The organism is Vitreimonas flagellata (assembly GCF_004634425.1).
Taxonomy (GTDB): Bacteria; Pseudomonadota; Alphaproteobacteria; order Caulobacterales; family Aquidulcibacteraceae; genus Vitreimonas; species Vitreimonas flagellata.
Window position 1 is genome coordinate 104549 of the sequence record NZ_SBJL01000004.1, and the last position, 20364, is coordinate 124912.

Below are 20364 nucleotides of genomic sequence, written 5' to 3' on the forward strand. Positions count from 1 at the left end.
TCACGAACATTTCGAGTAACCGCAATCCAGGCACTTGTCGCAGCCTTCGGCGCGGACAAGGGCGGCGGCGTTGCATTTCGGGCAGAAACGCGGACGCGATTTGGCGACCGGCGCTGGATCGGTCGCTGTGACCGGCGCGGCGATGGTGTCGCTATCCAGGTGACGCTGGATGACGTCGCCGATTGCAGCGAGCAAAGAGGGCACGTAGCGCCCATGCAGCCAAGCGCCGCCACGCGGATCGAACACGGCTTTGAGTTCTTCGGCTACGAACGACACATCTCCGCCACGCCGGAAGACGGCGGAGATCATGCGTGTGAGCGCGAGCGTCCAGGCATAGTGCTCCATGTTCTTGGAGTTGATGAAAATCTCGAAGGGTCGGCGCACGCCGCCTTCGTCGAGATCGTTGATGGTGACGTAAAGCGCATGCTCGCTCTCGGGCCATCTGATCTTGTAGGTGGAGCCGATCAAGGTTTCCGGCCGCGCTGTCAGCGGCAGCGGCGGCGCCGTGGCTGGCGTTTGCTGAGCTGGCTTTTCAACGGAGAGGATGGAGCCTGTGACGGCGTTCGGCCGATACGTGGTGCAGCCTTTGCAGCCCAGATCGAAGGCCCGCGCGTAGATATCGGCGAACTCCTCGAACGGAATGTCCTCGGGGCAATTCACCGTCTTGGAGATCGAGCTGTCTATGAAGCGCTGTGCCGTGGCCTGCATGGCGAGGTGGTCCGCCGGCGTCAGTGTTTGTGCGCTAACGAAACTGTGCTCCGGCGGCGTGGCTTCGCCATGCGTGCGCCGCCACATCGTCAACGCATAGTCCTGCACCGGTTCTTCAATGAATGAATTGTCCGGTTGGCGTACGCGGCGCTGGTAGGAGAAGGCGAATACAGGCTCGATCCCGGAGGATGTGTTGCCGGCCAAGAGGGAGATCGTGCCGGTGGGCGCGATTGTGGTCAGGCAGCCGTTGCGCAAGCCGTGCTCGGCAATCAGCAAGCGGGTCTCCGCGTCGAGCGAGGCGAGTGTCGGCCGATCAAGGATTGCTGAATCATACGCCGGAAAAGCGCCTTTCTCGGCAGCGAGCAGTGCGGAGGCGCGATAAGCGGCTGTTCGGATGGCGCTCAGCCATTTCTCTGTCAGCGCCACACCGTCCGCGCCGCCATAGCGCGCATTGCAGAAGATGAGCGCGTCGGCCAGGCCGGTGACGCCAAGCCCGATGCGCCGCTTGGCCTTGGCCTCCTGTTCTTGTTCGCGCAGCGGATAGCGCGAGACGTCGATCACGTTGTCGAGGAAGCGGACCGATGTCGTGGTGAGCCGTTCCAATTCTTCGAGATCGATCTCCGCCTCCACATCGAAGGGGCGGCGCACGAGGCGCGATAGATTGATCGACCCGAGCAAGCACGCGCCATAGGGCGGGAGAGGCTGTTCACCGCAGGGATTCGTCGCCGAGACGGTCTCGCAATAGGCGAGATTGTTTTCCGCATTCACGCGGTCGATGAAGATGACGCCGGGTTCGGCGGCGTCATAGGTGGAGCGCATGAGGCGCGCCCAAAGATCGCGCGCGCGCACCGTCTTGTAAATCTGACCATTGAACTGAAGCGGCCAATCCTGATCGGCGGCCAGGGCCGCCATGAAATCGTTCGTGACGAGCGCCGAGATGTTGAAATTGCGCAGCCGTGCTGGATCGCGCTTGGCGTCGATGAAGGCTTCGATGTCTGGGTGGTCTATGCGCAGGCAGCCCATCATGGCCCCGCGGCGTTGGCCTGCGGACATCACCGTCCGGCACATCGCATCCCACGCATCCATGAAAGAGAGCGGGCCAGAAGCCTGGGCGCCGACGCCGCGCACCGGGGCGCCCGTGGGGCGGATGGTGGAAAAATCCATGCCCACGCCGCCGCCTTGCTGCATGGTGAGCGCGGCCTCGCGCAAATGCTCGAAGATGCCGTCAAGATTGTCAGGGATCGCGCCCATGACAAAGCAATTGAACAAGGTGACGGCGCGCCCGGTGCCAGCGCCGGCGATGATGCGGCCTGCGGGCAGAAACTTGAAATCACTCAGTGCATCCTCGAATTGCTCGCGCCAATAGCGGCGTGCGCGCGAGGGTTCTGCCTCGGCAATCGCAGCAGCGACGCGCGCCCATGTCGCCTCGACGCTTTCGTCGCCGCCGTCTCCATCGGGGCGGAAGCGATATTTCGCGTTCCAGATTTCGGCGGAAATGGCGGCGTCAAAAGGCATGTCCTTGCTCCAGTCATTCGTGATCGTACGTCAGTCTCCATGAGTCGAAGGTAAGGCGGAGGTAAATTACACAAGGTCGCGACAACGCAGCGCAGATGTTGCTTTGGATCAATACGCGCATTGATGTTCATCAAACCTGGCCAGTGGGCCGCGCGCTAGATGATCGCCGCAAGGAGTAATGCGATGACGTTCGACACGATTGATGAATGCGCCAGCGCGGACACCACACCGAGGACGCCGCAGACGCTCATTCCCTTCATCCGAGAAAGATATCACGCCACGCATCGCCGCGAACTGCCCGAACTCTGTAATCTTGCGCGCAAAGTAGAAGCTGTGCACGCGACGCATCCGACCGCGCCGCATGGTCTAACGGCGTTTCTCGTCGCCATGTTGAGCGACTTGGAGGATCACATGAGCAGGGAGGAGCAAGTGCTGTTTCCGACCTTGCTCGCGGGTGGCGGAGGTTGCGCGCCGTTCGCGATGCGGCGCATGCGTATGGAGCATGAGGGGCACGAACGTCATCTGGAAGAATTGAGCGCGCGCACGAACGCGTTTTTGCCGCCAGAAGACGCCTGCGGCACGTGGCGTGCGCTCTATGCGGGGTGCGCCAAGCTCCATGAGGACCTGCGGGCGCATATCGCGCTAGAGAATGAAGTGTTGTTTCCGATGTTTGAATAGCGGATCGGCGCCTTGATGTTTGTCATTGGGCGATCGTCGAGGTGAGTGCATTGTGCGCGCGTGGCTGCGCCAGCTTGGTCATGGCGGGCGCCGTCTCTCCCTAGCTTGGCGGCCGCACCCGCGGCCGCCATTTTTTTTTGCGCGGTTGTGGCGGCGCCGTGGGCGCTCGCGTTCGCTATGGGAGCGTTGCGTGCTAGAGTCGGGAACTGGGATCAATCTGTAGGCGCGAGTACGGGTGTATCCGCTTGAACTCGCCGTCGCATAAGCGCCGCTATTCCAGTCCTCCAATGAAGGAGGACAATCATGGAGACTCAAACTCTCGGACAATCGCACAAGCCATTTGTGCCCTGGAACAAAGGCAAGGTGACGGGCCAAAAGCCGCCGCTCAAGCCGCGCGAAGTTTGGGCAATCCGCGTGCGGCTTCAAATCTCAAATCGCGTGCGCGACTTGGCGCTTTTCAATCTCGCGATTGATAGCAAGCTGCGCGGATGTGATCTGGTGCATCTCCGCGTCGAAGACGTGATGCAAGCCGACCAGGTGCGTACACGGGCCCTCGTGTCGCAGCGCAAAACCGGCGCCCCGGTCCAATTCGAAATCACCGAGCAGGCGCGCGCGTCGATCGCGGCCTGGGTGCGTGGCAAAGACTTGAAGGGGAATGACTGGCTCTTCCCAAGTCGCGTGGATCGAGCCCACCCGATGACGACGCGCCAATATGGTCGACTCGTCGATGAATGGATCGCTGCGATCGGGCTTGTGCCCTCTGCGTACGGTACGCACTCGTTGCGACGAACGAAAGCGGCGTTGATCTATCGAAAGACGGGCAACATCCGAGCCGTGCAACTGCTCCTAGGTCACACAAAGCTCGACAGCACTGTGCGATACTTGGGCGTCGAGGTGGAGGATGCTTTGGCCATCGCTGAGAGCATCGACGTCTAGCTTGCGGCATCTCTCACGAGACGTCTAGGTTGATGCGTCTCGGTTGACGGCTTGATTTGCCGCGCAGCTCCCTGCCATTGCATTCGCTGGGCCCGTCGGGAGTCCCAAGATCAAAGGGCGATGACATGGAGCTGATTTTACGCGGCGTCGCCATTGGCGCGCTGATTGCAACGGCAGCCGGGTTATGGCGCGCGGGCAAAGGGCATTCCGCGCGCTTGGCTGGCGTACTCTTCTCCGTGTCGGTTCTTGCGTACACGCTGCAATCGTCTGCCGAATCCCGCCTCGCGATCGGCTCGCTTGAGCCAATCGTTCATTTCCTCGCCTTGGGCGGCAGCGGTCTGTTCTGGCTCTTTATAGTGGCGCTGTTCGATGATCGCGAAATCTCGGCCACGACATTGGCGCCGTACGCCGGACTGACGCTGCTCGGTCTGTTCGGCTGGCTCGGACCCAGAAATCTCCAGCCTGGCGTTTGGATCATTCACAATTTGATCGAGGTCGCATTCGCGGCACACGCACTCTTTGTCATTGTACGCAGCTGGCGCGGTGATTTGGTCGAGGCGCGTCGGCGGCTGAGAGGGCCCTTCCTGGGCGCGGTAACGCTCTTCGTCGTCGTGCTCGCCGGCTTTGAGATCGGCGAAGCCTTTGGGGTCGAGGCCGATTGGTATGAGCTGCTCGGCGCCTGCGCGCTCGCCATATTCTGCACGGCGGGCGCCGCCGTTTTCCTCCAGGCCCAGCCCGCGCTCTTTGGTGCGGCGAGGCCGGCTGAGACGCCGTCAGCTCGGCTGGACGCCGGCGACCAGCACATCCTTGATCGGCTGGAGGAAGTCATGATCCAGGGCGCCGCCTGGCGGCGCGAAGGCCTGACGATCGGCGCGCTCGCCGAAGAGATCGGCGTGCCCGAGCATCGCCTGCGCCGCTTGATCAACGACCAGCTCGGTCACCGCAATTTCGTCGCCTTCGTGAACGTTTATCGGATCGGGGCAGCCAAACAGCGGCTCGCCGATCCCGCCGATGCGCGAACACCGGTTTCGGCGATTGCCTTCGATCTGGGTTTTGCTTCGCTGGGTCCCTTCAACCGCGCCTTCAAGGAAGCAACCGGTCAAACGCCGAGCGAGTGGCGGAAAATTCAGCTTGGACAAGGCTCTCCGATTCCGGAAAATCCTGGCTGATTTTGAAACTGGCCGGTGTTTTTCGGCCCTGGCGAGACGCAAGCCCCCGTTCCATGACGATGCTGGCCTCCATCGAGGAGGATTACATGATCGCCGATCTCATCGCTTTCGCCGACCGCTGGCAGCGCAGCTTAACCCACGATCTTTCCCAATACGCGATGTTCGCGATCGGCTTTTGGCTCGTCGTGTGGGTGCTGCTCGGCGCTTTGCTCGCCAGCCGCAAAATCCGAACCGAGAAGCCGCCCGCGCGTCAGCTGGCGTTGGAGTTTATGATCTCGCTGCGCTCGCTTGCCGTCTTCTCCACAATTGGCGCGCTGCTCTTCATGGTCGAGCGGGCAGGGTACCTGCCGGGTCCGGCGCTGGCCACGAACTGGGGTTGGGGCTGGGCCATTGCCTCGTTCGTTCTGATGGTGATTGGCCACGATGCGTATTTCTATTGGACCCATCGCCTGGTGCATGATCCGCGGCTCTTTCGGACTTTTCACCGTCGCCACCACAAGTCGCACAATCCTTCTCCGTTCACGGCCTACAGCTTTGATATCGCGGAAGCGGCCATACAGGCGCTCTTCGTGCCGATCTGGATGGTCGTCGTGCCGACAGAATGGGCCGTGGTCGGCTTCTTCATGCTGCACCAGATCGTGCGCAACACGATGGGCCATTGCGGTTACGAACTCTTCCCAGCCAATGCGCGGGGCAAGCCGCTTTTCGATTTCCTCACCACGGTCACCCACCACGATCTCCATCATGGAGAGGCGCGCTGGAATTTTGGGCTCTATTTCACGTGGTGGGACCGTCTCATGGGCACAGAACACCCGGACTATTATGCGCGCTTCGAAGCAGCGACGCGCCGCGTGTGCGCGCTGAAGGCGTCCGCCGTCAAATCAGGCGCGGCCGCGCTCGCGATCGCTCTTGTCCTCAGCGCCACCGACGCGCGGGCGCAGGAGCGCATCCATGATGATTGGGCGACGCCTGGACTGGGCGGCGTGGTTCGTCTTGCGCCGTGCGCGAATGCATCGCGCCTGTGCGGCCGCTTGATCTGGGTTTGGGATCCAACGGACGCTGGCGGCGGCGCTATCGGGACGATGATCCTACGTGACTTTGTTTTCGAGCGCGGCGCCTGGCGCGAGGGGAGCGTCAGCAATCCTGAGGACGGGCGCACCTATCGTGGCACGATCAACTTGGACGGCGACATCCTGCGCTTGCGCGGCTGTGCGGGTCCGTTCTGCCAGACCCAAATATGGCGCCGCTTAGACTCGATCCCTCGGCCATGACATTGCACGAGGATAATTCAGCGCCCAAGTTTGTTGCAGTTCGCGAAGAAGGACAGGCAATGACGGATCCGCACGCTCCCGCACAAGGCGCACACTGGGATCGCGTCTATACTGAAAAGCGCGCCGAAGACGTGAGCTGGCGCCAGCAAGAGCCTACGCTTTCGCTGAAGCTGATCGCGCGCACAGGCGTCGGCCTCGATGCGCCGATCGTTGATGTCGGCGGCGGCGCTTCAACGCTCGTCGATCATCTCCTTGACCGCGGCTATCACGATGTCAGCGTCCTGGACATTGCGGCTCCGGGTCTTGACCAGGCTAAGGCGAGGCTCGGCGCCAAAGCAGAACGCGTCGAATGGCTTGTCCACGACGTGACCACGTGGCGGCCAGCGCGCAAGCGCCGGCTCTGGCATGATCGCGCGGTTCTCCATTTTCTGACCGAGCCCGCGGCGCAAGCGGCCTATGCTGAAACGCTACGCGTTGCGCTCGAAAGCGACGGTTGGGCGATCATCGCCGGGTTCGCGCCGGGCGGCCCGGCCAAGTGCAGCGGACTGGAGATTGTCCAGCACGATGCCGCCAGTCTCTCGAAACTTCTGGGTGATGCGTTTCAGCTGATGGAAACGCATGGCGAAATCCATCTGACGCCGTGGGGCGCCGAACAGGCGTTTCGCTATCATCTTTTCAGCCGCAAAGGACCCAGCGCCTCATGAACCTCTACGAGCGCTTTCTGCTTCCAGCATTTGTGACGAGCGCATGCTCGTGTTCACCGATCGAAAAGCAACGCCAGAAGATCGTGCCGGCTGCTGAAGGCGTGGTGCTGGAGCTGGGATTCGGCGCGGGCCTCAACCTGCCGCACTATGACGCCGCCAAGGTGCGCAAGCTTTATGCACTGGAGCCGTCGCCAGGCATGGTCAAGCGCGCGAGGGACCGCGTGAAGAGCGCGCCGTTCGACGTGGAGATCTTGACGGAGACGGCGGAGAACATGTCGCTCGGCCCCCAGAGCGTCGACACCGTGCTGGTGACGTATTCACTCTGCACTATCCCTGGCGCTGTGAGCGCCCTTGAGAGCGCGCGTCAGGCCTTGAAGCCTAATGGACGATTGTTGTTCTGCGAACACGGCCTCTCGCCTGACCAAGGCGTGCAACGCTGGCAGAGGCGCATCGAGCCGATATGGAAAGTCGTCGGCGGCGGCTGTCACCTGTCGCGCGACATTCCGGCGCTCATCGCAGCGGCGGGCTTCAGGATCGAGCAGCTCGACACGATGTACCTGCCGAAATCACCGAAATGGGCGGGCTACAATTTTTGGGTCGCCGCACGCGCGGCTTAATCTCGTCGCTCGCGTTTCAAGGCGACTTGCGCCAGTGCGGAAAGCCCGTCGAAAGGGCCGGAGCGTGTGTCGAACCACGGCACGCGCTCTTCAGCAAAAAACGAGCCCGTCGGCGTCAGCTCATCGGCGCGTTCGAACGCGCCGATGTGGAAGTGCGTCTCGCCCGGCAATTTCGGATTGCTGCAGGTAAGCGTGGAGCCACAACGCGCACAAAAACCGCGCTCGACGCCGGGCGACGATTCAAATTTTGCGATCACGCCGCTTGTGAGCGAAACGGCATCGTCCGCGAAGGCAACGAACACAGAAGCCGGCGCGCCACTATGGCGCCTGCAGCTCTGGCAGTGACACCAGAGCACCCATTTGGGCTTCCCGGTCGCCTTGAAGTGAATGTCGCCGCACAAACAGCGACCCTCATAGATTTCGGCCATGGCGCGCTCCGATTGATCGCATCGTATTGATATTCGGCCCGCTCGCTAGGCGCGGATGTCGGCTTGACGCGCTTAGCGGAAGGCGGCCTTCCGCTTTGTGGTGAGAAGGCGCTGATTTCTGCTTGTGGGATGCTCCTGACGGTTCACGCCTGCTCCGGCGCAGCCAGCTTCCCAAACGCCGCTAGCCCCGCAATGCTTGCTCCGAGTACGCAGAGCGCCTGCCTCCATGTTTCCGATGGAATGTGCCCGGCGCTCAGACTTTCAAGAAAGAAATAGCTGCTCAACACGGCGGGCGTGACAAACGCGGTCGAGAGCATGATTCGGGCAGTAGGGTGCTCGACAACGGCAAAGAGCCAGCGGATGAGGCCGAACACCGTTATCGCCGTCAGACCAAAGACGACGCACGCCCCAAACAATCCCGAACCCGTTTCGAACGCGTATCGCGCAGCCGCCAACCCAGCAAGGCACGGAAGCGCATAGGTCGTGACCGTGTAGACGAGCCAAGCAAGCACGAAGGCCAGAAGAGGGAGCGCCAGCGCCGACATGCATGGATAGACGTTCCAGGAGGGCGAGATAAGCAATAGGTCCCGCTGGACCTCTTGACGCCGGGCGCAAGATCAGTCGCGCTTCTCGAAACGCCGTCCGCGTAGCCGTGATCCAAACTTCCTGCGTCGCTCATATTGGCTCATCGTCTGAGCATTGAGGCGCTTCACCTTGGCGATCGCCTTCACGTCCCTCAGCGTTTTTACCTTGTGGCAGGCTACGCACATCAATTGGTCCGGCTTTCCAGGATTCAGCGCGTTTGGTGTGGAGTGCTCGGCGATCAGGTCTGTGCGCGCGTTACAGCCTCTCACGCAGCACTTTCCGCCTTGAGCATCGAACAGGGCATCGTATTCGCGCCGGGTCAGATAGAGCCGCGTCACGTTGCGTCCCCCTCGTCAGGAGGTGGCAGCCGCTCAATCGATTGCGCGATGAAGCCGACGCTATGAAACGCAAGGTCGCCGACCTGGCGCCGCCGCTGTTCGATTTCGCCCTCGATGCGGACGAGATCGCCCTCCCGCAAATGCTGCAGGATTGTTGCTCGGAGCAGCGGCTCGCGCGCAACGCACAAGATCCAGGCAATGCGCGGCGCTGCGCCGTCGCGGTTCACGACAGACGAGATCGCGAGCGTCAGCTCATCGGGCGCGGTCGTCAGCACACAGCCGATCGAGCCGGTGAGGTCAAAATGAAGCATTGAAGCAAGCTCGGACCGGATCGCGCCGGCAGCGCGCCGCGAGACCTCCCGCGACGCAAATCGTGCGCGCACGCGGGAAGAGGGCGTGCGCAAGGCGCGCGCGCAGCGCGCCCGAAGGCTTGGCCTTGCGTGCGCCCGACCGCGTGCGACGAGGGTAGGAGCGGGTGGCTAGCGCTCGCGGTCGTTCAATCGATTCCGGTTGAACGCGCGGCGTATTCCGACCTAACCTCTCAAAGGAGGTGGGGCATGGCGGAGACAAAATTCAAACGGCGCGCGCCGGTCGGCCTAATCCTGCTAGCCCTAGTGCTGACGGGTATCACGGGTGCGCTTATCTATGTCGGCGTTCAGGGTTTCGTTTTATCGAACTGGCTGGTGCCATACTGGAATAATCTGTCCGATGCCCAAGCGACGATTTTGGCGCAGTTCATCTTCTTGCTGGGCGCCGCGTGGGCGACGGTCCTGCTACCCTTGCTGTTCGCCGGCCGCTTGCGCTCGCTCGAGGATGCCGCAGCCTCCGCGCAGGAAGCCTATGACGGGATCAAAGCGCAACTTGTCGATAGCGCCGAGGAGTCAAAGCGGCAGCTTCGTAACATCAGCCGCTATCAGCTCATGCAGCTCGGCTTCTTCCAAAACGATGGCTCTCTCAACATTTACGAGGACGCAGCCTCGAAGAAGGATTTCATCGACACGGCGTGGGCTCAAGCCGAGCCTAAGGTGCAGCAGGCGCTTGAACTGCTCCATGGTGCTACGCGCAATTCGATTTCGAATTCAACGTGGCGCAGCTCTGATTGGTGGGCGAAAATCAGGACCTCGGGTGCTCTCAATGATTGCTTTGAGGCATTCAAAACGATCTCTGATGCGAAGTCCGCAGTGTCGAAGGGCGCCGATGCCTCGTTTGAACTGCTCGTGAAAGTGAATCAGGCGCTACGGCGCATTTCCACGTTTGAGCCGTCAAAGGTCGTTCCGCAGGTCTCGTCATCGACGGTCGATGTTTCATCGCTGCCGCCACCAACCGCCGAACAGCAACAGCATCCGAACTAGCTCACGAGCGACCGCAGAGGCGCGTCAGCGATCGCCGCCCGGAGGGTCGAGACGCGCTTCTCTTTCATCACGCGCGCGGCTCGATCGCGAAGCGACAAGAGCGCGGCCCGCGAAGCGGGCGACGCCCAAATAATTCTCCCTCCCGCTGCTCAATCCATCTTCCCCAAGCGTCTCTCTCCAGAGACCCATGCCTTCCCATGCCTTCACCAGGACAGAGCTCCACCAGCTCATCTGGTCGAAGCCCTTAAACAAGCTCGCTGCTGAGCTTGGCCTCTCCGATGTCGGCCTCAAAAAGCTCTGCAAGCGCCACGACATCCCCACACCGCCTTGAGGGCCATTGGGTCTCCAGCCATCACGGCAAGCCCCGCCCCACCATTCCGCTTCCGCCCAAGCCCGAAGACGACGATCCCCGCTTCCGCCTCGATTGAACCGTCGTGGCCGAAGCAGCGCAAATGTACTCCCGGCGGCTTGACCGCCTCCGGCGCCGGTTGGATGGTGAAAAAAGACCCCGGTCCACAAAGGAACCGGGGCTTGAAGCGACCGCGGGGCCTGGGAGGGCGCATCCGCGTCGTGTACCAGCCGCGGGAGGCGACTGATGAGGGGAGGAGTTTCTTATTATTAGTAGCGCGCCCGCAGCGTGACCCCGTAGGTTTGCGGTTCGCTGGGATAGATGACGTAGGTATTCTGCAGCGTCGCCTGAAATGCGCCGACATAATAGAATTCGTCGGCGAGGTTGCGCCCCCAGAATTCCACCGACCAGCGTTCGTCCTCAGGGCCGAGGCCAATTCGACCGTTAAACACCGCATAGGCTTGATTGTCGGTGCGTCCAAGCGGATCACGGCCGAGCGTCTGTGTGCGGTACTCGCTGTTCCAGCGGCCATCCAGATAGAACAGCGCGCGCATATCATTGCCTAACGGCATTTCGTAAGCGATTGCTGCGGTGGCGGTCCATTCCGGCGAGAGCGCAAGCGGGTCGCCGCTGAACACGGCGTTTGGATCGCTGGCGCCGAGCCCCGCCGTCAGCGGATTGAAGCGGACCTCGCTGTCGAAGAACGCGTCGATGTAACTCACGCCGCCGCTGATCGTGAGGCCTTCCATAGGCGACGACGACAGCTCGAGCTCAGCGCCTTGGCTGATTACCTCCGGCACGTTGCGGGTGATGAAATTGAAGCCGTTGAACGCGTTCAGCTGGTAATCGTGGATTTGCTGATAGAAGGCTGAGAGATTGAGGGTCGTCGTGCCGCCAAGGACCGTTGACTTTAATCCGATCTCGTAGGCGTCCGTGAACTCGGGATCGAAGTGGGTCTGCTCGATGTTCAGCGTGGCCGCGCTGGTTGTGTCAGGACGCAGCGCCATGCCTTGGCGGTCGAGATTATAGCCACCGGCTTTATAGCCGCGCGAATAGCCGCCATAGAGCATCACGTCGTCCGAGAGATGGTAGGCAAGCGAGATGGTGCCGCTGAATTCGTTCTCCTCGGACGATCCTTCCCAATGTCCGTTGGCCATTGGGTTCACGGCTGGGCTGCACGCAATATTCATCAAGCCGCCCGCGCTTGCGGTGGATTGCAGCACCTCGATGAAGCCAACGCCGTCCGCCGCTCCGCCGAAGAACGGGTCGGTGCCGATCTCAATAGCGCGTAATGCATCGCACGCAGGCGACACAGACAAAAGATCGGCGGTGACGTCCTTGGTTTCGGAGGTGTAGCGTCCGCCGAGCGTGAGCACGAGCCGATCGCTCAAATCGACTTCATTGTGCGTAAAGATTGACCAGCTCTGAGTATCGGCCTGCCAATCGTCGCGCTGCTGGCCCGCCCCAGCTACGTTGCCCTGTAGATAGAAGTTCGCGAGGGCCGGGTTCGGGTCGAACACCACTGGTGTCGCCGGATTGTCGCTGACGCAATAAAAGAATGACGGAATTGAGTCTGGCTCTGCGTTCGGCGCGCCGGAGTCGAACAACTGGCACCCGCCCGCCGGGCCGCCAATGGCGGCAAGAGGAGCCGTGCCGCCTTGGGCCAGGGCGTTGGCGAAGAGATTTGCGTGCGCGCCAATACGGATGCGGTCGTTGTTGGTGACGGTCTCGTCTGAGTAGAACAGGCCCGCGAGCCAGTTGAGACGCCCCGCTTCGCCTTGCAGACGGAATTCCTGGGTGAAGTTCTCAACGCCGACTTCCACGCCGTCGCGATAGGCGATGTCGATCAGGTTGAAGTCGATATCTTGCCCGCGCGTTTGCTGCCAGTCGCGATATGCGGTAATCGAGGTCAAGTTCATGCCGCCAACGTCCCAGTCGAGCTGGGCGGAGAAACCCAGATCCTCGGTGACGTCTGAAAAGTCGCGTGCTTCTGTTTGCGGTTGCGCCGGCAAGCCGGGACCCAAGGACGGCAGCCCCGGCAACGCGCCGGTCACGGTCATGAAGCGCCCCTCGGGATTGATCGCCGGCGTGCCGGCGGGCCCCACGATTGCTGTCACTGCGGCTTGGGTCGACCCGTAGAGGAAGGGGGTCACGCCGCAGCAAACCTCGTCGGATTCTGCAGCGTCAATGATGACGCGCAAGCTTGCATCAGGGCTGATGTCCCATTCCATTTGCCCGCGCGCTGTCCAGCGGTCGCGGGTGTTGAGGTCGTCGCCTGAAATGAGGTCCGTGATATATCCAGACCGGGCTCTAATCGCGCCGTCCAGCCTGAAGGCTAAACTGTCACTCGCCGCGATGTTGACGCCGGTGCGAAGCCCAGCTTCTTCCAGATCGTCGAGGCCGAACATGCCTTCGATATACATACCGGGCTCGAAATCCGGGCCAGCGGACACAACGCTGATCGCGCCGGCGGAGGTATTGCGCCCAAACAGGGTTCCCTGCGGTCCGCGCAACACTTCGATGCGCTCCACGTCCGGCAAATCGGCGAGCGCCGCACCCGCGCGCGCGCGATAGACCCCGTCTATGAAGATGCCGACAGCCGACTCGAACCCGACATTGTCGCCGCCCGTGCCGATGCCCCGGATGCGCGCGGTGCTGGCCGCGATTGATTGGCCGGTGCCGAGTTGGAACGACGGCGCAAGCTGTGTGACGTCGCGCAATTCCTGGACGCCGGCATTGGTGAGTTGTTCGCCGCTCACGGCGGTGACGCCGAGCGGGACGTCTTGGATGGCGGCGGCCCGACCAGTTGCCGTGACGACGATCTCCTCGGACGTTTCGGGTTCGTCTTGCGCGAATGCCGGGCTGAATACGCCTATTGCGGCGAGCGACACGCCTGACAAGAGCGCGAGTGTTGACTTTGTTCTCATTGCAATCCCCCCTCGTCCCCGGTTCGCACTTGCGTCCGAGGTTATTAAAGAGCTTTACAATGATGCAGTTTACATATGTCGCGACGCCCGGCAAGCGCTAGATCCGGCGCCAAGGCGCGCGTGTCCAAGCATGAGGCTTTGTCGCCACAGGCGTTGTTGGGTTTTGCGCTGGCGGACGTGACGCGGCTGCTGCGGACAATCTATGATGCGCGCTTGAGCGCAAAGGGGTTAAGCGGCGCAAGCTGGCGCGTGCTCGCTTATCTTTATCGCGAAGACGGACTGACGCAGACCAAGCTCGCAGATCTGTTGGAAGTGAGCCGATCCGCCATCGGCCAGATGATCGACCGGCTGGAAGCCGGCGGCTTCGTTGAACGTCGTTCCGATCCTGCGGATCGACGCTCTTGGGGGGTCTATTTAAGTCCGCAGGCGCATGAGACGGTCGGGGAACTCATGCGTGCCTCATACGCAATTGAGACGGAGTGCTTTGCAATCTTCAACGAGAAGGATTTGGCGCTATTGGCTAATCTGGTTGGTCGCTTGCGCGATCACCTTGGGACGCTTCCGGGCGCGGCGCGCAAAGGCGGTCCCGGGAGCGATTAACCTCCGAGCCTTGACAGAAACTCCGCCACGGCATCGCAGAAGGCATCATTGCGATCGCCAGCGACCATATGGCCGGCGTCTGCGATGTCGGTGAAATGGGCGTTAGGCGCGGCAGCGAGGAAAGATCGAACGGCGTCTTCAGGCACGAGTTCGCTCATGCGCCCACGGACAAGGTGCAACGGAAGCGAGAGTCCTGCGAGTTTCTGCTCGAATTCTTCGAGATTATGCTCCTGTCTTGTTTCGCGAACGCTTGCGACAAATCGCGGATCCCAATGCCAGCGATAGCGACCGTCGCCGCCTAGGCGCAGGTTCTTGGATAAGCCGCTGAGGTCGCGCGGTTTCGGTCGATGCGGCAGATAAGCGGATATCAGCGCGCTTGCCTGCTCGACACTCGCAAATCCGGCATCAGCATTTTGGGTCATAAACGCCATGATGCGTTCGACGCCGCGGGGGTCCATCTGCGGGACTATGTCGACCAGCGTGAGCGATGCGAAAACGCCCGGCGCAACATGGGTTTCCACCATCAGCCCCGCCAAGCCGCCGAGCGAGGCGCCCACGAGATGCGGGCGTGGTGCATTTTCGGCAAGGGTTTGGGCGACCTTTGCGAGATCATCCGCGAACGCAGTGAGGCGATAGTTTCCGTCTGCTGGCCAATCGCTGTCTCCATGCCCCCGCAAGTCGAGTGAAATGACCCGCCAGCCTTGCCCGGCAAGGCGGGTCGCCGTGCCCGCCCAGGCATGCCGCGTTTGGCCCGCGCCGTGGGCGAGTAGGATCGTTCCGCGTACGCCGCTCCCTCGGCAGTCGCCCAGCAACTGAACGCCCTCCGCGACGGCGAAGCGAAGATTTTCGGGGCCCATGGCGTTAAGCGCTTCTTTTGGAAACAGGGTTATAGTAAAGTGCTTTACAAAATTCAGGATGGCAAGGCAAGATCATGCGCGCGCGGGTCCAACGTGAGGTCGACTTGGTCCCAACGCGATGGGCGGGTGTGGGCTTTGCCCTAGCCGACGCCACCCGGCTTATGCGCGGGGCGTTAGGCCGGTGCATGCGAGGCGCTGGTTTGCGTGGCTCGAGTTGGCGCGTGCTTGCTTATCTTTATCGCGAGGATGGGCTCAGTCAGACCGAGTTGGCCCAACTCCTGGAACTGACGCGGGCTGGCGTCGGCCAGATTCTGGATCAACTCGAAGCAGCCGGCCATATCGAGAGGCGTCGAGATGTGTCCGACGCACGCCGCAGGCGGGTGTTTTTGTCGGCGCGCATGCACGCCGAAGTCGCCCCGCTGCTGAACATGGTGCGCGAGTTTGAAGATGAACTCAGCGTCGCTTTCTCCGACGACGAGATCGAAGCGCTGCGAAGCCTGCTCGACCGCTTACGCGAACGGGCCGCGATCATGATCAGCGAATCCGCGGACGCATCGTGATGGACGCCCAAGCGCCAGCGGACGCCGAAGAGGCGGCGCCAAACTTGATTGCGCGTTTGCGGGCGCGGATGACCGGTAGGACCCGGCTGTTGGTCATATACGGCGTGCCCGCGGCGGGGCTGGTCGTATTGCTTTTCATGATGGTGACGGGGGGGCGGTTCCAAGAGACCGAAAACGCCTACGTGCAGGCTGCGCGGGTGCCGATCAGCACCAGCATCACCGGGCGAATCGTCGACATGCGCGTGATTGAAAATCAACAGGTGCACGCCGGCCAAGTGTTGTTTCGTCTTGATCGGGCCAATCCTGCGGCGGACGTCGCGCAATACGAAGCGGCATTGGCCTCGGCGCGTGCGCGCGCCCTCACGCTCAGGGCCGAATTCCATTCGCAACAAGCCAATCTGAGAGCGCGCCGCGAAAGCGTCGGCTTCGCCCAGGCGGAATTGAGACGCACCCGCGCGTTAGGGCAGGAGGGGATTCGATCTCAGCAAGATGTCGAGGCGGCCCAGCACGCGTTGGAGCAAGCCCAAGCGGAGCGCCTAGCCGCTGAACAAGCGCTAGGCGCGGCGCTTGCGAACCTCGGCGGCGATCCGAACATCGATGTCGATCAGCATCCGGCTGTCCGGGAAGCCGCCGCGAGACTGGAGCGGGCAAGACTTGCGCTCTCCTACACCGAAGTCATCGCCCCTCAGGACGGGGTGGTGACGCGTGTAGACCAGGTACAGGTTGGGACCTTCGTCAATGCGGGGCAGACCTTGTTCTGGCTCGTCGCTGGCGAGCCATGGATCGAGGCTAACTTCAAGGAAAATCAAATCGGCCGCATGCAGATCGGCCAACGCGCGCGCGTGCGCATCGACACGTTCGGTGGGCGAGAGTACGAAGCGCGCGTCGTCAGTTTCAGCCCGGGCACAGGCGCCGTGTTCTCGCCGCTGCCTGCCCAAAACGCCACGGGCAACTGGGTGAAAGTGGTGCAACGTGTTCCGGTGCGCCTCACCTTGGTGGACCCGCCCGCCGATCTTGTGCTGCGCGCCGGGCTCAGCGCGCACGCGCGGGTCGATACACGTTCCATCCCTGATCGACTGCGCGGGCGTTAGAGAACCTATGTCCGAGCCTATGCATCCGGGCAGCGTCCGGCGCGGGCCGCTCACCGCGTCGATCATGCTGGCTGCATCGATGTTCACCATCGACAGCACGATCGCAAACGTGGCGCTGCCCCACATGCAAGGCGGGCTCTCGGCGGGCATCGATCAGATTACCTGGGTGCTCACCTCCTTCATTGTGGCGCAGGCGCTGATGACGCCGCTGGTCGGCTGGCTGGCCGTGCGCATCGGGCGACGGCGTCTGATGCTGGTTTCCATCATCGTCTTCGTCGGCGCCTCGATCGCCTGCGGCCTGGCGCAGAACTTGGAGCAGATGATCGCCTTTCGCGTGCTGCAGGGCATAGGCGGGGCGTCGTTCATCCCGCTCTCGCAAGCGATCCTGTTCGACATCAATCCACCTCACAAGCACGCCCAGGCGATGTCGGTATTTGGCGCGGGGATCGTGCTTGGGCCGATTATCGGTCCGGCGCTCGGCGGTTTTATCACTGAGAACTCGGGCTGGCGCTGGATCTTTCTGATCAACCTGCCGCTTGGGGTGTTGGCCTTTCTCGGGGTTTACGCCTTCCTGCCCAAGGCGCCTAAGCTGCAACCGCCGCGCTTCGACTTCACGGGGTTCGCCACCTTGTCTTTGTTCGTCGCCGCGCTTCAGCTGATGCTTGATCGAGGTCCAGGCGAAGATTGGTTACAGTCCTGGGAGATCAGAATCGAAGCCGCCATCGCTCTATCTGGCCTCTACATGTTCGCCCTGCACACGCTGACGGCGGAGCGTCCGTTCTTCGATCGGCGGCTGCTGGGCGATCGCAACTTCGTCGTCGGCGCGCTCGCGACGTTTGTCGTCGGCATGCTTATGTTCGCCTCGCTCGCTCTGCTGCCGCCCATGATGCAGAACTTGATGGGCTATCCGGTGATCGAAGTGGGGCTGGTCACCATGCCGCGCGGGATCGGCATGTTCGCCGCAATGGTGGTTATTAGCCGCCTGATGCGCTTGCTCGATTCCCGCTGGCTCATGGCGTTCGGCTTTGGCCTCAACGCCATCGCCGCCTGGCAGATGACGCATTTCAATCTCGATATGGATTCGCATTTGATCATCTGGTCGAGCCTCATTCAGGGCATTGGCCTGGGCTTTGTCTTCATCCCCTCAAATACCCTGGCCTTCTCAACCGTGCCTGGGGCATTGCGCACGGACGGCGCGGCGATCACCACGCTTGTGCGCAACATCGGCTCTGCTTTGGGCATCTCGGTGATGCAGGCCATCTTCTTGATCAACTGGCAGGCTTCATATTCCGAACTTGTACAGAATCTGAGAGCAGACAATCCGGTGCTGGGCGCTGCCGCAGCCACGCCCGAACAGCTCGCCGCCTGGACCCCAGAAGTGGCGCGCCAAGCCGCCATGGTCGCCTATGTCAGCGATTTTCATCTGATCATGCTGCTGACTATATTGGCGATGCCGATCGCCTTCCTCATGCGGCCTGCGCGCGCAGCGTCCCAGGGCGGAGCGGTTCATGCCATGGAATAGAGCAGCTGCGCTCTCGGGCGCAGTCGCCGCGGCATGGCTGGCGTCGGGTGCGCCATCTTCGGCGCGGCCGGCCCCGTGCGCGTCACCGCTGCTCGCGTCGTGGCCGACGCCCGGGCGCGATGGCCCCTCGCGCGCTCTCGCCAGGGGGGGGGCGCTAGAGCCCTTAAGCCAGGGATTGCGCTCGCGCCTGCGCGCGGTCGGCGGTAATGTCGAATCTTAGAGGAAAAGGTCGATGCCCGAGCGCGCCTCTCCACCACAGCACCACACCGATCGAGGGATTGTGCGTCGGCGGGTGTTCCTCGAGACCGCTGTCAACGTCTTCTGCGAGCGCGGCTATGCCGGGGTCAATGTCAACGCCATCGTGAACGAAGCTGGCGGTTCTTTGGCGACTCTCTACACGCAGTTCGGCAGCAAGGAGGGCCTGTTCCTGGCGGTGCTCGAGGAGTGCAACGCGCGCTTTGCCTCCGCACTTTGCCCTGTGGTCGATCACAGCCTTGGTCTTGGCGATGGCCTGCGGCGGATCGGCGAGCATTATTTGCGCCAAGCGCTTACGATTCAGTCGCGCCGGTTCTTCCGGATGATCTGCGCCGCCAGCGCCGAGTTTCCCGAGGCGGCGAAGGAATGCCTGCGCGTTGGTCCCAACCGGGTCGCCGAGACCGTGGCGGAGTATTTGCGCGCGCGCGCGGGGATCGAGCGGGTGGCGTTCTCAGATGCTGATGCTGCGGCGCTCGCCTTCTTCGCGCTCGTGCGCGGCCCGCATCAGTACCGCGCCATTCTCGATGACGGCTATGATCTGAGCGACGCGGAGGTCGCCCTGCACGTCCGCGCCGCGGTATCGCTTCTGCTCAATGGCGCCGTCACGAGAGGCTGAGCCTTGCGCCATTGACGTCCTGCAGCTCCTGATGGGCGCAAGCCCGGTCTTGCGGACATCGGCGGCGATCTCGCCCGTTTATCGATCATTCTTGTCGTCGTCGGCGCGCTCGCGCTGGCGCGCTTCCGGCGCACGTTGGAGTGACGGCCCGAGCGGGCGCGGTGCTGGCGGGAGAAGCTCTGAATTCCGCTTCTGCGAACTTGACTCGAGAGGCGGGGAGCCCGCTCCCATGCCGTCTATCGCGGCGCACGTTCACGCGGCCGACAGCGCCTTTGCCAGCGCGGCGCGAGACGTCATTGTCCAGCCACGGTCTCGAGCAGCCAGCTGAGGCCGCCATCATGCAGCCGGGCCGGATGATAAGCAGCGCCGATCTCGAAATCCGCTCCACGGTGGGGTGGCTCAAGCACGGCGAGGTCGGGCAGACGCTGCGCCAGCGCGAACTTGCGCATCGTCAGGGTGACGAAGTCGGAGCTGCGCACAAGATCGATCGCCTGGCCCATGTCCGAGACAATCGCCACCGGCGCCAGGCCGCGTCCGGATGCGATGACGGCTGAATACGCGGCGCTGAGTTGGGCGCCTACGTCCGGCAGAGGCGATGGTGCATCCGATTCGGCGCTGAGCAATGACTGGAAACGGTCGAGAACGACATGGCGTGCTCCTGCCAGCATCTGCGCTGTCACCGGCTCGCGCATGAACGGATGGTTGCGCCGCGCCGCCCACGCGACGCCGTCCGCCAGCAATGGGCGCCATTGCACACTTCGGTGCGTAAGCTTCGGCACGCCGAGGGCAAGGTCAACGCGCCGCTGTTCGACATCGTCGACGTAGTGGGCGTCGATGCGCTTGACGCGAAGGGTCACCCCAGGCGCTGCCGCATGAATGCGCGCGAGCGCGTGCGGCAACAGCACTGAAGCTGCATAGGTGCCGGCGGCGATGACAAACTCGCGCTCTGCGCTAGACGCGTCAAAGGCGGTTTTTGCGACGGCGGCGCGCATCTGCTCGAGCGCAGGGCCCGCGCGCCTGCCGACGTCGATGGCGTATGCGGTGGGAACAAGACCGCCGGCCCGGCGCTCGAACAAGGGATCGTCAAGCGCCGTTCGCAGGCGGTTGAGCGCATGGCTGACGGCCGAAGGGCTAAGTGCGAGGTCGGAGGCGGCGGCCGTTACGCTGCGCCGCGCCAGCAGCGCCATCAGCACTTTGAGCAGATTAAGGTCGAGAGCGCTAAATTGAGCGTTGTTCATTTTGCGTGTGCATAAATACCATTTTGCTCACAATAGATGTCAACCTAT

At 62.4% G+C, this 20364-nt stretch carries 21 protein-coding genes; 13 read left to right on the plus strand and 8 right to left on the minus strand.

Annotated features, from left to right (window positions below; translation table 11 throughout):
* Complete coding sequence (locus EPJ54_RS16285) at positions 1–2223, minus strand: adenosylcobalamin-dependent ribonucleoside-diphosphate reductase (RefSeq protein ID WP_135212819.1); 2223 nt, start codon at positions 2221–2223, stop codon at positions 1–3.
* A 183-nt stretch (positions 2224–2406) separates the two neighbouring features.
* Here EPJ54_RS16285 and EPJ54_RS16290 point away from each other — a divergent pair, with 183 nt between their 5' ends.
* The 6 genes from EPJ54_RS16290 (at position 2407) to EPJ54_RS16315 (ending at position 7598) form a co-directional block, all read left to right on the plus strand.
* Positions 2407–2901, plus strand: coding sequence for a hemerythrin domain-containing protein (locus EPJ54_RS16290; RefSeq protein ID WP_167755782.1), 495 nt, complete (start codon positions 2407–2409; stop codon positions 2899–2901).
* Between the two features lie 303 nt (positions 2902–3204).
* A complete protein-coding gene (locus EPJ54_RS16295) occupies positions 3205–3837 on the plus strand; it encodes a tyrosine-type recombinase/integrase (RefSeq protein WP_135212821.1) in 633 nt (210 codons plus the stop codon).
* A 125-nt stretch (positions 3838–3962) separates the two neighbouring features.
* Positions 3963–5006 (plus strand): helix-turn-helix domain-containing protein, encoded by a 1044-nt coding sequence (locus tag EPJ54_RS16300; RefSeq protein WP_135212822.1) that lies wholly within the window; start codon positions 3963–3965, stop codon positions 5004–5006.
* Between the two features lie 53 nt (positions 5007–5059).
* Positions 5060–6277 (plus strand): sterol desaturase family protein, encoded by a 1218-nt coding sequence (locus EPJ54_RS16305; RefSeq protein ID WP_167755783.1) that lies wholly within the window; start codon positions 5060–5062, stop codon positions 6275–6277.
* Between the two features lie 59 nt (positions 6278–6336).
* A complete protein-coding gene (locus tag EPJ54_RS16310; RefSeq protein ID WP_135212823.1) occupies positions 6337–6981 on the plus strand; it encodes a class I SAM-dependent methyltransferase in 645 nt (214 codons plus the stop codon).
* Positions 6978–7598: a class I SAM-dependent methyltransferase gene (locus EPJ54_RS16315; protein ID WP_135212824.1), complete on the plus strand. Its 621-nt coding sequence runs from the start codon at positions 6978–6980 to the stop codon at positions 7596–7598. Before EPJ54_RS16310 ends, EPJ54_RS16315 begins: the two co-directional genes overlap by 4 nt.
* Here the strand turns inward: EPJ54_RS16315 and EPJ54_RS16320 are convergent.
* The 4 genes from EPJ54_RS16320 to EPJ54_RS16335 form a co-directional block, all read right to left on the minus strand.
* Complete coding sequence (locus tag EPJ54_RS16320) at positions 7595–8026, minus strand: GFA family protein (RefSeq protein WP_135212825.1); 432 nt, start codon at positions 8024–8026, stop codon at positions 7595–7597. The genes EPJ54_RS16315 and EPJ54_RS16320 overlap by 4 nt on opposite strands.
* Before the next feature lie 143 nt (positions 8027–8169).
* The gene (locus EPJ54_RS16325; RefSeq protein WP_135212826.1) at positions 8170–8571 is read right to left on the minus strand and encodes a hypothetical protein; all 402 of its coding nucleotides are present in this window, start codon (positions 8569–8571) and stop codon (positions 8170–8172) included.
* Positions 8572–8643: 72 nt separating this feature from the next.
* A complete protein-coding gene (locus EPJ54_RS16330) occupies positions 8644–8949 on the minus strand; it encodes a hypothetical protein (protein WP_135212827.1) in 306 nt (101 codons plus the stop codon).
* Entirely contained in the window at positions 8946–9260 is a 315-nt protein-coding gene (locus EPJ54_RS16335) for a single stranded DNA-binding domain-containing protein (protein WP_135212828.1), read from the minus strand. The genes EPJ54_RS16330 and EPJ54_RS16335 overlap by 4 nt, the downstream gene beginning before the upstream one ends.
* 246 nt (positions 9261–9506) lie before the next feature.
* On the opposite strand from EPJ54_RS16335, the gene EPJ54_RS16340 reads away from it, so the two are divergent.
* Positions 9507–10301: a hypothetical protein gene (locus EPJ54_RS16340; protein ID WP_167755784.1), complete on the plus strand. Its 795-nt coding sequence runs from the start codon at positions 9507–9509 to the stop codon at positions 10299–10301.
* Between the two features lie 187 nt (positions 10302–10488).
* Positions 10489–10632 carry a hypothetical protein gene (locus EPJ54_RS19920; RefSeq protein ID WP_167755785.1) on the plus strand — a complete coding sequence of 48 codons (144 nt, stop codon included), beginning with the start codon at positions 10489–10491 and terminating at the stop codon, positions 10630–10632.
* 287 nt (positions 10633–10919) lie between these two features.
* On the opposite strand, the gene EPJ54_RS16345 is transcribed toward EPJ54_RS19920, so the two are convergent.
* Positions 10920–13577, minus strand: a complete 2658-nt coding sequence (locus EPJ54_RS16345; RefSeq protein WP_135212830.1) for a TonB-dependent receptor — start codon at positions 13575–13577, stop codon at positions 10920–10922.
* A 120-nt stretch (positions 13578–13697) separates the two neighbouring features.
* Between EPJ54_RS16345 and EPJ54_RS16350 the strand changes: the two genes are divergently transcribed.
* Positions 13698–14177 (plus strand): MarR family winged helix-turn-helix transcriptional regulator, encoded by a 480-nt coding sequence (locus tag EPJ54_RS16350; RefSeq protein WP_167755786.1) that lies wholly within the window; start codon positions 13698–13700, stop codon positions 14175–14177.
* Here the strand turns inward: EPJ54_RS16350 and EPJ54_RS16355 are convergent.
* Positions 14174–15034 carry an alpha/beta fold hydrolase gene (locus EPJ54_RS16355; protein ID WP_135212832.1) on the minus strand — a complete coding sequence of 287 codons (861 nt, stop codon included), beginning with the start codon at positions 15032–15034 and terminating at the stop codon, positions 14174–14176. The two genes, EPJ54_RS16350 and EPJ54_RS16355, sit on opposite strands and share 4 nt — an antisense overlap.
* Before the next feature lie 185 nt (positions 15035–15219).
* Here EPJ54_RS16355 and EPJ54_RS16360 point away from each other — a divergent pair, with 185 nt between their 5' ends.
* From EPJ54_RS16360 to EPJ54_RS16375, 4 genes are all read left to right on the plus strand, one after another.
* Entirely contained in the window at positions 15220–15594 is a 375-nt protein-coding gene (locus EPJ54_RS16360; RefSeq protein WP_275574763.1) for a MarR family winged helix-turn-helix transcriptional regulator, read from the plus strand.
* Positions 15594–16685 carry an HlyD family secretion protein gene (locus EPJ54_RS16365; RefSeq protein WP_135213136.1) on the plus strand — a complete coding sequence of 364 codons (1092 nt, stop codon included), beginning with the start codon at positions 15594–15596 and terminating at the stop codon, positions 16683–16685. Before EPJ54_RS16360 ends, EPJ54_RS16365 begins: the two co-directional genes overlap by 1 nt.
* Before the next feature lie 7 nt (positions 16686–16692).
* Positions 16693–18207: a DHA2 family efflux MFS transporter permease subunit gene (locus EPJ54_RS16370; RefSeq protein ID WP_239590981.1), complete on the plus strand. Its 1515-nt coding sequence runs from the start codon at positions 16693–16695 to the stop codon at positions 18205–18207.
* Positions 18208–18439: 232 nt separating this feature from the next.
* Positions 18440–19078 (plus strand): TetR/AcrR family transcriptional regulator, encoded by a 639-nt coding sequence (locus EPJ54_RS16375; protein ID WP_135212834.1) that lies wholly within the window; start codon positions 18440–18442, stop codon positions 19076–19078.
* Positions 19079–19371: 293 nt separating this feature from the next.
* Here the strand turns inward: EPJ54_RS16375 and EPJ54_RS16380 are convergent, their stop codons facing one another.
* Positions 19372–20316, minus strand: a complete 945-nt coding sequence (locus tag EPJ54_RS16380) for a LysR family transcriptional regulator (protein WP_135212835.1) — start codon at positions 20314–20316, stop codon at positions 19372–19374.
* Between the last annotated feature and the right edge of the window lie 48 nt (positions 20317–20364).

Excerpts from the sequence above, each read along its gene's own strand:
- EPJ54_RS16360 (WP_275574763.1), top strand. The coding sequence starts at position 15,220 with ATGCGAGGCGCTGGTTTGCGTGGCTCGAGTTGGCGCGTGCTTGCTTAT.
- EPJ54_RS16285 (WP_135212819.1), bottom strand. The coding sequence starts at position 2,223 with ATGCCTTTTGACGCCGCCATTTCCGCCGAAATCTGGAACGCGAAATAT.
- EPJ54_RS16370 (WP_239590981.1), top strand. The coding sequence starts at position 16,693 with ATGTCCGAGCCTATGCATCCGGGCAGCGTCCGGCGCGGGCCGCTCACC.
- EPJ54_RS16305 (WP_167755783.1), top strand. The coding sequence starts at position 5,060 with ATGACGATGCTGGCCTCCATCGAGGAGGATTACATGATCGCCGATCTC.
- EPJ54_RS16300 (WP_135212822.1), top strand. The coding sequence starts at position 3,963 with ATGGAGCTGATTTTACGCGGCGTCGCCATTGGCGCGCTGATTGCAACG.
- EPJ54_RS16380 (WP_135212835.1), bottom strand. The coding sequence starts at position 20,316 with ATGAACAACGCTCAATTTAGCGCTCTCGACCTTAATCTGCTCAAAGTG.
- EPJ54_RS16345 (WP_135212830.1), bottom strand. The coding sequence starts at position 13,577 with ATGAGAACAAAGTCAACACTCGCGCTCTTGTCAGGCGTGTCGCTCGCC.
- EPJ54_RS19920 (WP_167755785.1), top strand. The coding sequence starts at position 10,489 with ATGCCTTCCCATGCCTTCACCAGGACAGAGCTCCACCAGCTCATCTGG.
- EPJ54_RS16335 (WP_135212828.1), bottom strand. The coding sequence starts at position 9,260 with ATGCTTCATTTTGACCTCACCGGCTCGATCGGCTGTGTGCTGACGACC.
- EPJ54_RS16325 (WP_135212826.1), bottom strand. The coding sequence starts at position 8,571 with ATGTCGGCGCTGGCGCTCCCTCTTCTGGCCTTCGTGCTTGCTTGGCTC.
- EPJ54_RS16310 (WP_135212823.1), top strand. The coding sequence starts at position 6,337 with ATGACGGATCCGCACGCTCCCGCACAAGGCGCACACTGGGATCGCGTC.
- EPJ54_RS16340 (WP_167755784.1), top strand. The coding sequence starts at position 9,507 with ATGGCGGAGACAAAATTCAAACGGCGCGCGCCGGTCGGCCTAATCCTG.
- EPJ54_RS16365 (WP_135213136.1), top strand. The coding sequence starts at position 15,594 with ATGGACGCCCAAGCGCCAGCGGACGCCGAAGAGGCGGCGCCAAACTTG.
- EPJ54_RS16355 (WP_135212832.1), bottom strand. The coding sequence starts at position 15,034 with ATGGGCCCCGAAAATCTTCGCTTCGCCGTCGCGGAGGGCGTTCAGTTG.
- EPJ54_RS16290 (WP_167755782.1), top strand. The coding sequence starts at position 2,407 with ATGACGTTCGACACGATTGATGAATGCGCCAGCGCGGACACCACACCG.
- EPJ54_RS16375 (WP_135212834.1), top strand. The coding sequence starts at position 18,440 with ATGCCCGAGCGCGCCTCTCCACCACAGCACCACACCGATCGAGGGATT.
- EPJ54_RS16320 (WP_135212825.1), bottom strand. The coding sequence starts at position 8,026 with ATGGCCGAAATCTATGAGGGTCGCTGTTTGTGCGGCGACATTCACTTC.
- EPJ54_RS16295 (WP_135212821.1), top strand. The coding sequence starts at position 3,205 with ATGGAGACTCAAACTCTCGGACAATCGCACAAGCCATTTGTGCCCTGG.
- EPJ54_RS16315 (WP_135212824.1), top strand. The coding sequence starts at position 6,978 with ATGAACCTCTACGAGCGCTTTCTGCTTCCAGCATTTGTGACGAGCGCA.